Below are 12116 nucleotides of genomic sequence, written 5' to 3'. Positions count from 1 at the left end.
TCGCGGCCCGAAGCGTCTCTTATTTCGCCTGCAACAGCGCACCCGCTTCCAGCAGCACCAGCTCGTTGTCGTCCGCCTTGTTCGGCTCGCGGCTGCTCGAGAAGGGCAGGTTGTTGTCGTTGCCGACCACGATGTGCGTCGCATCGACCACATCGACGTTCTCGATGGTGAAGAACGGGAACTTGAGCACGCCGTCGTTCAGCGGCTTGCGCGCAAGCTTGGCCGGGTCGGCAATGTTCAGCAGGTCGATGTAGCCGATCTTGCGCACCGCACCGCCCACGTTGGCGTTGTTCAGCTCGACCTTGTAGACGCGCTTGAACTTCGCGATGTCGTGGAAGCAGTCGGTGCGCTTCTGGCCTTCGGGGCAGGCCTTGTCGCTCGTGCCTTCGCCGTTGTCGCGCTCGATGATCAAGCCGGTGGTGCCGTCGATCATGTTGAAGTCGCCGATGGCGTTGCCGTTCGCTTCGAGCGGGTACTGCCAGTGGCGACCGGTCCACTTTTCAGACGCCACGTCGAACTCCAAAACGCGCAACGCTTCCTTGCCGTCGAGCTTTTCGTAGTCCTTGGCTTCGGCATTCCACACCGGGCCTTCGAGCAGCGCGTAGAGCTTGCTGCCGTCCTTCGACGAGGCCATGCCTTCGAAACCCTTGGAACGCTTGATCTGGAAGTCGACCGCGCCGCCCGGTGCGCCCGGCGTGGTGACTGCGGGGTGGTCGGGCGAGCGCACGGCCTTGCCGTCGACCTGCGTGTCGAACACCGCGAGCACCTTGCCCTTGAGGTCGGCCTTGATCAGGAAGGGGCCGAACTCATCGCCGATCCACAGCGCGCCGCCGGCGAATTGGAAGCTCTCGGGGTCGAAGTCGGAGCCCGTCAGGTAGCGCTGCTTGGTGCCTTCCTGGACGATGCGGAACGGCACCTTCTTGTCGGGGTCGTGCAGGAAGATCGTGTCGACCCGGTTGAACTTGCCGCTCTTGAAATCCACCTTGTAGTGGTTCAGGTACAGCATGAAGTCGGGCGAATTGGCCTTGGCGCCGGCACCGTTGTCGGTGAGGATCCAGAACGAACCGTCGTCCATCTTCTTGATGCCCGAATGGCCCTGCAGCGGCTGGCCCTTGAAGGGCACCGAAACGCCGGTGCCGCGTCCGGCCGACAGGCCTTCGACCGTGCCCAAGGCCTCGACGCGCTTGCCCGAGGTGAACTTGCCGCTCGCCTGCAGGTCGGCCGGCGCATCCTTGGGCACGGCCACGAAGCTCTGCGCGGGCAGCACGGCATGGCCGGCAAGCGTGGCGGGGAAGGCGGTCTGTGCCGAGGCGCTGCCGCAGGCGAACGCGGCGGCGAGGGCGATGAAGGAGAGGGAGGCGAAGCGTGTCATGAGCAAGAAGAAGGGTCTCAGTCGAAACGCGAGACCATGCCCATTCCGCGTGACGCAGCCATGACATGCAACCCTCAGGGTCGAAGCGAAGCCTTCATGCGACGCCCATGCCCGCCACGTGCCCGCGGGTGAACGCTTCCTCGAAGATCGAATAGCCCGACCAGTCGGCATGCGCGAACGACAGGCGGCCCGCCACAACGCTGCCGCGCTGCGCCGCGTCGGGCGCCGTGCGTTGCGAGCCGATCTGCGCCAGCAGGCCCGGCCGGGGGATGCACATGGCGTGGCCGTAGCGCGTGATCTCGACACGCGTGGCGAGCGAGGGCAGGTCGGGGTGCGGCACCGACAACTCGGCGAGCAGGTCATCGCGCCAGCCGGTCCAGGGGCGGTCGAGCAGCAGGCGCCGACCCTCGGCGGTGTCGTAGCCGCTCGGGCCCAGCGGCCGGTACCAGCTCAGCACGGTGCCTCTCGGTGTGGGATCGAGCGTCTGGTGGCGCGCATCGACGTACCCGAGACCGCGCGCGCCGTAGATCACGTTGTCCCAGCTCGGCGCGGCGCCGGGCCGGTCGGCCAGCGGAGCGCCCAGGTGCACGTTGGCCACCAACCAGGGCGCGTAACGGACATGCGCCGCAGCGTTCTGCAGGACTTCCGGCGGGTTCTCGACCACGCGTGCGGCGACGAAGACCGGCAGCGCGACGATGCAGTGCTCGGCGTGCCAGCGCACCGTCGACCGCGACGCGGCATCGAAGGCATCGACCTCGACGCCGCTGCGCATGTCGGCGATGCGCGTGACCACCTGGCCGGTGCGCAGCCGATCACCCAGCGGCGCGGCAAGACGCTGCGTGAGCCAGCCGTTGCCCTCGGGCCAGGTGAGCACCGCGTCGCGCTCTGCGTTGTCGTCGCCCGGCGCGTGGAAGCCGTGGCGGCTGGCGAAGTAGTGGATGCCGGCCCAGGCCGACACCTGCGCGATGCCGGCGCCATAGTCGTCACGGCAACTGTATTCGAGGTACCAACGCAGGTGCGCGTCGGTCAGGCCTTCGGCGTCGAGCCAGCGCGCGAAGGTGATGGCGTCGAGCACCAGCCGCTCCGGCGAGGCCGGTGCGCGCAGGTCGGGAATGGCGAAGCGCGCGCCCTGGCGCAGGTCCTCGATGCGCTGCGAAAAGCGCCGGTACTGCGCTAGGGTCTCGCCATCCACACCCTGCACCGGCAGCAAGCCGTCCTGCCATTCCCCCTGGAAAAAAAGCCGCTCTTGCGGGCTGTGGCAGAGGTGGCGTTCGTCGTATTCCCAGCGCCCCGCGACGCGGCGACGCAGGCCCAGTTCTTCCAGCAGATCCTGCACCTCGTGCGCGTCGTCGCCCGGCACCGGCAGGTAGTGCGCGCCGAGCGGGCAGGCAATGCCGTGGACCGCACCGCCGCGGCTGTTGCCGCCGGCCTGGTCCTCCAGTTCGAGCAGCACGAAGTCGTCGATCCCGCGTGCGCGCAAGGCCCGCGCCGCGGCAAGGCCGGCGACGCCGCCGCCGGCGATCACCACCCGCGTGCGGCGCGCGGTCGCGGGTGCGGCCGCGGGCAGGGCACCATCGCGCATCGCATGGCCGCGTGTCATGTCGATGCCGGTGAAGCCGCCCTCGATGGTGTGCGGCGCCTCGCAGCCGGCCAGCGCGAACGCGCCGGCACCGAGTCCGCTGGCGATAAAGGCCCGGCGCTGCATCGTCAGTGGCCGGAGACCTTGCCCCACTCGCGCTCGTAGGTGGTGACCAGCGTCTGGTTCGACAGCCGGTTCACCTCGGCCGGCACACGCGCCATGTCGAGCGGGAAGTCGAACATCAACGGCAGCGTGGGCAACGACAGATAGCGCAGGCCGGCTGGCAGCGCCTCGGGCCGGCGGTAGGGCCGATGGCTCGCAATGACGAAGCCCCATTCGCCGAAGCTCGGCACATGCACGTGGTAGGGCGTGGCGGTGAGGCCGACCGATTCGATGGTGGTCGCCACCGTCCAGAAGCTCTGGCGAGCGATCAGCGGCGAGGTGGTCTGCACCACGGCATAGCCGCTCGCGGCCAGCCGCTTGTCGAGCAGGGCGTAGAAGGAGTTGGTGTAAAGCTTGCCGATGGCGAAGTTGGTCGGGTCGGGGAAGTCCACCACGATCACATCGAACGTGTCATCCCCTTCCTGCAGCCACTTGAACGCATCGGTGTTGACGATCTTCAGCTTGGGCGACTTGAGCGACCCGCCGTTCAGCGCCGACAGCGTCTCGTGCTCGGCGAAGAGCCGCGTCATGTTCGGGTCGAGCTCGACCAGCGTGACCGACTCGACCGACGGGACCTTGAGAATCTCGCGAACCGCCATGCCGTCGCCGCCGCCCAGCACCGCCACCTTCTTCGGCGCGCCGTGCGCCGCCATCACCGGGTGCACCAATGCCTCGTGGTAACGGTACTCGTCGCGTTCGGCGAACTGCAGGTTGCCGTTGAGGAACAGCCGATGCCCCGCGCCACCGCGCGTGACGACGATGCGCTGATACGGCGAGGTGGCGCTGAAGACGATACGGTCCTGGTAGAACTTGTCTTCGGCCAGCGTCGTGATGTGGTCGGCGAACACGAAGCCCGCGACCAGCGCCGCAAGCGTGAGCACGCACGCCGCGAAGTGCGCGCCAAACTGCCGCAACTCGTGCCGGAACATCCACAGCGCCCACAGCGCGACCGCCGCGTTCATGAAGCCGAACAGCAGGCCGGTGCGGATCATGCCGAGCTGAGGCACGAAGATCAGCGGGAAGGCGACCGACACCGCCAGCGCGCCAAGGTAGTCGAAGGTCAGCACCTGCGATACCAGGTCCTTCAGCGCGGTACTGCGCTTGAGGATGCGCATGACCAGTGGAATCTCCAGGCCGACCAGCGTACCCACCACGACCACCAGCCCGTAGAGCAGCAGGCGGAAGGCGCCGGGGATGTAGGCGTTGGCGATGAAGAGCAGCGCCGGCAGCGCACCACCGACCAGCGCGACCAGCAGTTCGATGCGCAGGAAGTGCGCGGGCAGCTGCCGCTCGAAGTAGCGCGAGAGCCACGAGCCCACGCCCATGGCGAACAAGTAGGTGCCGATGATGGTGCTGAACTGCAGCACCGAGTCGCCGAGCAGGTAGGAGCTCAGCGCCGCCGCGCTCAGCTCGTAGACCAGCCCGCAGGCGGCCACGACGAAGACGCTGGCGAGGAGGGCGATCTCGACGGGCTGCGGACCGCGCGCCGCGGGGGCCGGCACGCTCAATGGATGGCGGCGGCGACGATGATCGAGATGCCCAGACACATCGCCGCGACGACCATCCCGAGCGCTCGGTTCTGCTTCTCGATGATCTCCTGCCAGAGGTCATAGGGCGTGAGCTTGTCGATGATCAGGAAGGTGATCCAGAAGATCAGCACGCCGATGATGGCGTAGAGCATCGAGCCCAGAAACGCGGCGGGCCGCAGCCATTCAATTCCCATCATGAGAACCTCCTGAAGAAAGGGGTGTGTGAAAGGGCGCCGGTCATTTGTGACCGCCGCCGCTGGAGTAGCCGCCGTACGAACCGCCGGAACTGCGCGTCGACGAGCCGCCCGACGAACGTCCGCTGCAGGTGCTCAGGATGATCAGCAGGATGAGGATCACCACGACGATCAGGATGATGGTGCCGCAGCCCATGCCGGACGCGGCACTCAGCGGCGCGGCGTCGGCGCGTTTGAACATGTCCTTCTTCGCGTCGAGCTTGAAGGCCGCCGCGACGGTGGCGCTGTCCATCTTGCTGCCGGACGACCAGGTCAGCTCGTTGGCGGAGCGCTCCATCGACAGCAGCGCATTGCCGTTGGCGAAGTCGCGATTGAAGGTCTTCTGCCCGCGCTCGACCTGCCAGTAGAACTCGCCCGCCACGTACGTGGTCTCGGCGTTGTACGCGTACTGCTGCTGGTAGCCCTTGCCGAGGTACTTCGCGGTCTTGCCGCTCTCGGCCATGCTGGGCGCGCCGGTGGTCGGTGCGACCATGCTCCAGCCGTCTTCGGCATCGACCAGGAAGCTGAAGCCGCGCTGGCGGTTGTAGAGCAGGTACTCGTTCCAGCCAAAGTGTTCGTCGTCCCCGGGCTCGTTGCCCATGCGGTGCTGGAAGCCGACCACCTGCCAGGCGGCGCCTTGCAGGGTGCCCACGCTGCCCAACGCGATCAGCGGACGCACCGGCTCGTCCTGCTCGGCGTGCTTCAGCTCGCCGCCGATGCCTTGCGACAGGTCGATGATGCTGTGGCAGTTGCCACAGGTGATGCTCTTGCTGTCGGCCAGGTTGACCGTGACCGGCGCGCCGCAATTGGGGCAGGCGAAGCTGCGGCCCTTTTCTTCTTTCGTCGATTCGTCGCGCAGACCGGTGAGTTGCAGGTCCTCGAGCCGCACCGCGCGCCCGAGGTAGGCGCCCGGCGGCTGCGTGTCGTAGTCGAGGCTGAGCACCTGCCCCTGGTCGCTGCGCAACTCGACGACTGCGAAAGGTTTGCCGAGATCGGGCAGCCGCGGCAGCTCGCCCTGCGCCGACACCAGCGTCACCTGCTCGTTCGACGCGACCGTGTAGCTCTGGCCGTTGAAGGCGGTGGTGGCGCCGACGCGCAGGTCGCCGGCCGGCGGTGCGGCGCGCTCCAGCACGTGCGGCAACGAGAAGACGAAGGCGCCGTTGTCCTCGCTCAGCAGGCCGGTGCGCTCGCCGTCGAGCGCGGCGATCCACTCGGTCCAGCGGCCGCCGGGGTAGGCGTACTGCAGCCGGCCGACCAGCGTGAAGGGCTGGCCGTCGACCCGGCCCGCGGCGAAGAGCTGCAGCGGGCTGAAGTCGTCGAACAGCTCCGCCATCTTGCCGATGCGCGCGAGCGTCTCGCCCTGGCGCACGACGGTGCTCTGGCAGTACGGGCAGACGGCGAACGCCGATTGCGCGGACCTGAATTCGACCGGTGCGCCGCAACCCGGGCAGGGCGCACGGTAGGCGCGCTGGGCGCCTGGTTCCTCAGCCATCGCGGGTGCTTAGACCAGCTTCTTGAGCAGCTCCGCCTTCTTGGCGTCGAACTCTTCCTGCGTGAGGATGCCCTTGGTCTTGAGTTCGCCCAGCTTCTCGAGCGTGGCCATCACGTCGTTGGCGCTGATCTCGGTCACCGGCGCCGCGGCCGCCACGGCTGCAGTCGCCGCGGCGTTCGGGTTCAGGCCCTGCGCGAGGTTCTGCGCCAACACCTGGCCGAGCGCCACGCCGGCCCCCAGCCCCATCGCGTCGCCGGCGATGCCGCCACCGCCGCTGGCCGAGCCTTCGGCGAACTTCGGAATGGCCTGCGCCGTCTGGTACTGCATGAACTTGCCCATGTCGTTGCCGACCATGCCCATGCCGATCTTCTGGTCGAGCACCTTCTGCAGTTCTTCGGGCAGGGAGACGTTCTGCACCGTGATCGCTTCAAGCTGGACGCCGATCTTGGCGAACTCGGGCTGCAGTTGCGTCGACAGCGCGTTGGCGAACTCGATCTGGTTCGCCGCCAGGTCGAGGAAGGGCACGCCGCTCGAAGCGATGGCGTTGCTGATGTTCTGCAGCACCAGGCCGCGCAGTTGGCCGTCGAGGTCGGCCACGGTGTAGATGTCGCGCGTGCCGGAGATCTCGGTGTGGAAGAGCTTGGCGTCGCCGATGCGGAAGCTGTAGTTGCCGAAGGCCCGCAGGCGCACCGCGCCGAAGTCCTTGTCGCGGATCGTGATCGCCTGGGGCGTGCCCCACTTCTGGTCGATCTGCTGGCGGGTGCTGAAGAAGTAGACGTCGGTTTTGAAGGGCGACTCGAAGAGCTTGTCCCAGTTCTTCAGGTACGTGAGGACGGGCAGCGTCTGCGTCGTCAGCTTGTACATGCCGGGGCCGAACACGTCGGCGACCTTGCCTTCGTTGACGAAGACGGCCACCTGCGACTCGCGAACGGTGAGCGATGCCCCGTTCTGGATCTCCATCTCCGCCATCGGGAAGCGCCAGGCCAGCGTGCCATCGCCGGACTCGGTCCACTGGATGATGTCGATGAACTGCTTCTTGATGAAATCCATCAGTGCCATGGCGTCCCTCCAGGTCGGTCGAGTTGAATCGACCGGATCATATGCGCAGGCGGCCCGCAACGGCCGCTTCCGAAAGGCGCCGGGCCGGCACGGGCAACGGAGCTCCCCTGGGAGGCGAGGTCTACAATCGCGCCCCCTACAACCGTGTCGCGGACGCGTCATTCCATGCGCCAGCGACCGCCGGAGAACGCTGCCAATGTCCGATCTGTCTCCCCTGAGCCCCGCGGTCCCTGCCGCACCCAGCGCCGAAGACAAGCGCGCCGAATTGCGCCGCGCCGCACTGGAGTACCACCTGCTGCCGGTGCCGGGGAAGATCGCCATCGCGGCCACCAAGCAGATGGTCAACCAGCGCGATCTGGCGCTGGCCTATTCGCCCGGCGTGGCCGCGCCCTGCGAAGAAATCGTCAAGGACCCCGCCAACGCCTACAAGTACACCGCGCGCGGCAACCTGGTCGGGGTCATCAGCAACGGCACCGCCGTGCTCGGACTGGGCGACATCGGCCCGCTGGCCTCGAAACCGGTGATGGAAGGCAAGGGCGTTCTCTTCAAGAAGTTCGCCGGCGTCGACGTGTTCGACATCGAGATCGACGAGAAGGACCCGGTCAAGCTGGTCGAGGTCATCGCCGCGCTGGAGCCGACCTTCGGCGCCATCAACCTCGAAGACATCAAGGCCCCGGACTGCTTCTACGTCGAGCGCGAGCTGCGCAAGCGCATGAAGATTCCGGTCTTCCACGACGACCAGCACGGCACCGCGATTACCGTGGCAGCCGCGCTACTCAATGGCCTGAAGGTCGCAGGCAAGAACATTGCCGAGGTCAAGCTCGTGACCTCCGGTGCCGGCGCTGCGGCGCTGGCCTGCCTGAACCTGCTGCTCAAGGTCGGCCTGCTGCGCGAGAACGTCTTCGTCACCGACCTGGCCGGCGTGGTCTACGAAGGCCGCGAGGAGCTGATGGACGACGACAAGCGCCAGTACATGCAGAAGACGCAGGCGCGCACGCTGTCGGAAGTGATCGAGGGTGCGGACGTCTTCCTCGGCCTGTCGGCCGGCGGCGTGCTCAAGCCGGCAATGGTGGCCAAGATGGCAGCGCGGCCGGTGATCTTCGCGCTGGCCAACCCGAACCCGGAAATCAGCCCGGAAGACGCGCATGCGGTGCGCGGCGACGTGATCATGGCAACGGGCCGCACCGACTACCCGAACCAGGTCAACAACGTCCTGTGCTTCCCGTACATCTTCCGCGGCGCGCTCGACTCGGGCGCGACGACGATCACCGACGAGATGGAGATTGCCGCAGTGCGCGCCATCGCCGAGCTGGCGCAGGCCGAGCAGAGTGAGGTGGTGGCGGCCGCCTACGTGGGCGAGAAGCTCACCTTCGGTCCCGAGTACCTGATCCCGAAGCCCTTCGACCCGCGCCTGATGATGAAGATCGCGCCGGCCGTGGCCAAGGCCGCGCAGGAAAGCGGCGTGGCGACGCGCCCGATCGCCGACCTCGACGCCTACCGCGACAAGCTGCAGAGCTTCGTCTACGCGTCCGGCACGATGATGAAGCCGATCTTCGACGCGGCCAAGCGCGCGACGAAGAAGCGCGTGGCGTTTGCCGAGGGCGAGGAAGAACGCGTGCTGCGTGCCGTGCAGATCGTGGTCGACGAAGGCCTGGCGCGCCCGACGCTGATCGGCCGGCCGGCCATCATCGCCCAGCGCATCGAGAAGTTCGGCCTGCGCCTGCGTGAGGAACTCGACTACGACATCGTCAACGTCGAGCAGGACCACCGCTACCGCGACTTCTGGCAGACCTACCACCGCATGACCGAGCGGATGGGCACCACCGTGCAGACCGCCAAGATCGAGATGCGCCGCCGCCTGACGCTCATCGGCTCGATGCTGCTGCACAAGGGCGAGGTCGACGGCCTCATCTGCGGTACCTGGGGCACCACGGCGATCCACCTGCACCACATCGACCAGGTGATCGGCAAGCGCCCCGGCGGCTGCGCCAGCACGCCCCAGGACGTTCCGATCTACGCCTGCATGAACGGCCTGCTGCTGCCCGACCGCCAGGTGTTCCTGGTCGACACGCACGTCAACTACGACCCGACGCCGGAAGAACTGGCCGAGATCACGACCATGGCAGCCGAGGAAATGATGCGCTTCGGCCTCAAGCCAAAAGCGGCGCTGCTGTCGCACTCGAACTTCGGCAGCAGCAACCAGCCGAGCGCGGTGAAGATGCGCCGTACGCTCGACCTGCTGCGCGTTCAGGCGCCCTGGTTGGAAGTCGACGGCGAAATGCACGGGGACGTGGCGCTGGACGGCAAGCAGCGCGCCGCCGTCATGCCCCACAGCGCGCTGGCCGGCGACGCCAACCTGCTGGTGTTCCCGAACCTGGACGCGGCCAACATTTCCTACAACCTGCTCAAGACGGCGGCCGGCGGCAACATCGCCATCGGCCCGGTGCTGCTGGGCGCGGCCAAGCCGGTGCACATCCTCACGGCCAGCGCCACCGTTCGGCGCATCGTGAACATGACGGCCCTGACAGTGGCCGACGCCAACGCCGACCGCTGAGCGGATCGGCGATAGCGGTCGCTAACTTCATCAATCTTCTCTCCGTGCAAGCGCCTGCTCAATTATTGAGCAGGCGCTTGCTATTTGTGCGTCCGTGGTGCACACTGGCGGGCTTGAATTCGCGGGTTAACCCCAAGGTTGATCCCTGATTCGGCCCCCCTCGCTCTTTTCCTGTGGTGTCCCCTTGGGTCACCGTTTATTCATGGCCTCGATCTCGTTGTCTGTGTCCCGATTTGCCGTCGCCGGCCTGCTCCTGGCGGTATTGGCGACCGGGGCCAGTGCCCGGGAAAGCCAGAACATCGACCGGACGGCAGCGCGGCAGTCGACCCAGGAATCGATCCCACTGAGCGAATTGCCTGCGCAAGGTCAACGGACCTACCAGGCGATCCTCGGCGGCGGGCCCTTCCGTCATGAAAAGGACGGCACGGTGTTCGGCAACCGCGAACGCCTTCTGCCCTCGGCGCGTCGCGGGCACTACCGCGAATACACGGTCGACACGCCCGGCGCACGCAACCGCGGTGCGCGGCGCATTGTCTGCGGCGGCGAACGCGCCACGGCGCCCGAGGCGTGCTGGTACACCGCGGACCATTACGCGAGCTTCAGGCGGATCTCGCCATGACCGATGAACTGAATTGGAGCGGCGCCCCAACGCGCCCCACAGAGATGATGACGACGACAACCATGGAAAGACCAGCGGAGATGACCTTATCCCTTCGTGCCGTGCGACCCAACATCGTGCAGTCGATTCGCGCCTTCCGCGTGAGCGATCTGCAGGATGCCGCGAACGCGTCCGGGCAGCACTTCCTGTATGCGAACCTGGCCAACGCCCAGTCGAAGCAGGACGTGCTCGACCTGATTGCCCAGCAGTTCACCTTTCCGGCGCACTTCGGCAAGAACTTCGATGCGCTATACGACTGCATGACCGATCCGTTGCATAAATCGGGCCCGCAGCCTGGCTTCGTGGTCGTGCTGGAACAGATCCCGGCGAACGCCAAGTTCGACAAGGAAGCCCGCGAACAGCTGCTCGACATCTTCCGCGACGCCTCCGACTACTGGGGAGACCGGAAGATCCCGTTCAGGTGCTTCTATTCTTTTCTGTAGCCCGTTCTGCATCAACCAGCCAAGCAGAACGGGCGAACGAGGCTCAAGACGGAAGCGTGCCGGTCGCCGGCATTGAAATCGCTCCCGTTGATCCCACGGCAGAAAAGATGCCGACCGACAAGTTGGTCGACGTATCACCGCTGGCGCTGCGCATGAGCAGCCCCTTCAACGCCGGATACTGGCTCGCTGCAGCCTGATGAAAAAAAGCCCGTCGTCGACGGGCTTTTTCTTTGCGACGTTGCGACGCTCAGGGTGAGGGCGGCACCGCCTGCGCCAGGGCCACGTATTCGGCCACTGGCACCTCCTCGGCGCGGCGCTGCGCATCGAAGGGGCCGTCGAAGCCGTGCGCGTCCAGCCACTTGCCCAGCGTGTGCCGCAGGATCTTGCGGCGCTGGCTGAAGGCCACCTGCACGATCTCGCCCAGGCGCGCTGCATCGACGGCCGGCGGCTGCGCCAGTGGCACCATGCGTACCACGGCGCTGTCCACTCGCGGCGGCGGGTCGAAGCTCTCGGGTGGTACGAACAGGATGTTCTCCATGTCGTAGCGCCACTGGAGCATCACGCTGAGCCGGCTGTAATCGGAGGTGGCCGGCCTCGCCACCATGCGGTCGATCACTTCCTTCTGGAGCATGAAGTGCTGGTCCGCGATCAGGTGCGCGAAGCCCAGCAGGTGGAAGAGGATGGGCGTGGAGATGTTGTAGGGCAGGTTGCCGACCACGCGCAACGGCTTCGGCGGGTCGCCCGCGAGCCGTGCGGCCAGCGCCGCGAAGTCGACCTTGAGCACGTCGGATTCGATCACGTCGAGCTGGCCGTGCTCCCGCAGCCGCTTGGCCAGATCGCGGTCGAGCTCGATCACCGTCAGGTGGCCGAGCCGCTCCACCAGTGGCTGCGTGAGTGCCGCCAGGCCCGGGCCGATTTCGACCATCGCATCGCCCGGCTGCGGCGCGATGCCGCGCACGATCTCGTCGATGATCCCGCCGTCCGACAGGAAGTGCTGGCCGAAGCGCTTGCGCGCGATGTGCTGGGCCATCAGGC

At 66.9% G+C, this 12116-nt stretch carries 11 protein-coding genes; 4 read left to right on the top strand and 7 right to left on the bottom strand.

Features of this window, described 5'->3' with window-relative positions; genetic code table 11:
• Nucleotides 1-19: 19 nt before the first annotated feature.
• The 6 genes from ACSFBE_RS20270 to ACSFBE_RS20245 form a co-directional block, all read right to left on the bottom strand.
• Complete coding sequence (locus ACSFBE_RS20270; RefSeq protein ID WP_435492218.1) at nt 20-1372, bottom strand: esterase-like activity of phytase family protein; 1353 nt, start codon at nt 1370-1372, stop codon at nt 20-22.
• A gap of 94 nt (nt 1373-1466) precedes the next feature.
• Nucleotides 1467-3077 (bottom strand): FAD-dependent oxidoreductase, encoded by a 1611-nt coding sequence (locus ACSFBE_RS20265; RefSeq protein WP_435492217.1) that lies wholly within the window; start codon nt 3075-3077, stop codon nt 1467-1469.
• A gap of 2 nt (nt 3078-3079) precedes the next feature.
• On the bottom strand, nt 3080-4615 hold the full coding sequence (locus ACSFBE_RS20260; protein WP_435492275.1) for a polyamine aminopropyltransferase: 1536 nt from the start codon (nt 4613-4615) through the stop codon (nt 3080-3082).
• 2 nt (nt 4616-4617) lie between these two features.
• Nucleotides 4618-4839 carry a DUF350 domain-containing protein gene (locus tag ACSFBE_RS20255; RefSeq protein ID WP_435492216.1) on the bottom strand — a complete coding sequence of 74 codons (222 nt, stop codon included), beginning with the start codon at nt 4837-4839 and terminating at the stop codon, nt 4618-4620.
• 40 nt (nt 4840-4879) lie between these two features.
• Nucleotides 4880-6367, bottom strand: a complete 1488-nt coding sequence (locus ACSFBE_RS20250) for a DUF4178 domain-containing protein (protein WP_435492215.1) — start codon at nt 6365-6367, stop codon at nt 4880-4882.
• Nucleotides 6368-6376: 9 nt separating this feature from the next.
• Complete coding sequence (locus ACSFBE_RS20245; RefSeq protein ID WP_435492214.1) at nt 6377-7426, bottom strand: SPFH domain-containing protein; 1050 nt, start codon at nt 7424-7426, stop codon at nt 6377-6379.
• Nucleotides 7427-7622: 196 nt separating this feature from the next.
• On the opposite strand from ACSFBE_RS20245, the gene ACSFBE_RS20240 reads away from it, so the two are divergent.
• The 4 genes from ACSFBE_RS20240 to ACSFBE_RS20225 all read left to right on the top strand — a co-directional run bounded on the left by ACSFBE_RS20240 (nt 7623) and on the right by ACSFBE_RS20225 (nt 11278).
• A complete protein-coding gene (locus tag ACSFBE_RS20240) occupies nt 7623-9980 on the top strand; it encodes an NADP-dependent malic enzyme (protein WP_435492213.1) in 2358 nt (785 codons plus the stop codon).
• A 202-nt stretch (nt 9981-10182) separates the two neighbouring features.
• Nucleotides 10183-10599, top strand: coding sequence for a guanyl-specific ribonuclease (locus tag ACSFBE_RS20235; RefSeq protein WP_435492212.1), 417 nt, complete (start codon nt 10183-10185; stop codon nt 10597-10599).
• A 47-nt stretch (nt 10600-10646) separates the two neighbouring features.
• Nucleotides 10647-11081: a barstar family protein gene (locus ACSFBE_RS20230; protein WP_435492274.1), complete on the top strand. Its 435-nt coding sequence runs from the start codon at nt 10647-10649 to the stop codon at nt 11079-11081.
• A gap of 56 nt (nt 11082-11137) precedes the next feature.
• A complete protein-coding gene (locus ACSFBE_RS20225; protein ID WP_435492211.1) occupies nt 11138-11278 on the top strand; it encodes a hypothetical protein in 141 nt (46 codons plus the stop codon).
• Nucleotides 11279-11328: 50 nt separating this feature from the next.
• Here ACSFBE_RS20225 and rsmA read toward each other — a convergent pair whose 3' ends face one another.
• Nucleotides 11329-12111 (bottom strand): 16S rRNA (adenine(1518)-N(6)/adenine(1519)-N(6))-dimethyltransferase RsmA, encoded by a 783-nt coding sequence (gene rsmA, locus ACSFBE_RS20220; RefSeq protein WP_435492210.1) that lies wholly within the window; start codon nt 12109-12111, stop codon nt 11329-11331.
• Nucleotides 12112-12116 lie beyond the last annotated feature (5 nt).

Origin of the sequence: Variovorax sucrosi, assembly GCF_051216635.1 — a bacterium.
Taxonomy (GTDB): domain Bacteria; phylum Pseudomonadota; class Gammaproteobacteria; order Burkholderiales; family Burkholderiaceae_C; genus Variovorax.
The sequence above is the reverse complement of the archived record's forward strand: the minus strand, read 5'-3'. Positions and strand labels throughout refer to the sequence as shown.

Coding starts and splice junctions, on each gene's coding strand:
- ACSFBE_RS20270 (WP_435492218.1), bottom strand. CDS start 1,372: ATGACACGCTTCGCCTCCCTCTCCTTCATCGCCCTCGCCGCCGCGTTC.
- ACSFBE_RS20265 (WP_435492217.1), bottom strand. CDS start 3,077: ATGCAGCGCCGGGCCTTTATCGCCAGCGGACTCGGTGCCGGCGCGTTC.
- ACSFBE_RS20255 (WP_435492216.1), bottom strand. CDS start 4,839: ATGATGGGAATTGAATGGCTGCGGCCCGCCGCGTTTCTGGGCTCGATG.
- ACSFBE_RS20250 (WP_435492215.1), bottom strand. CDS start 6,367: ATGGCTGAGGAACCAGGCGCCCAGCGCGCCTACCGTGCGCCCTGCCCG.
- ACSFBE_RS20245 (WP_435492214.1), bottom strand. CDS start 7,426: ATGGCACTGATGGATTTCATCAAGAAGCAGTTCATCGACATCATCCAG.
- ACSFBE_RS20240 (WP_435492213.1), top strand. CDS start 7,623: ATGTCCGATCTGTCTCCCCTGAGCCCCGCGGTCCCTGCCGCACCCAGC.
- ACSFBE_RS20235 (WP_435492212.1), top strand. CDS start 10,183: ATGGCCTCGATCTCGTTGTCTGTGTCCCGATTTGCCGTCGCCGGCCTG.
- ACSFBE_RS20230 (WP_435492274.1), top strand. CDS start 10,647: ATGACGACGACAACCATGGAAAGACCAGCGGAGATGACCTTATCCCTT.
- rsmA (WP_435492210.1), bottom strand. CDS start 12,111: ATGGCCCAGCACATCGCGCGCAAGCGCTTCGGCCAGCACTTCCTGTCG.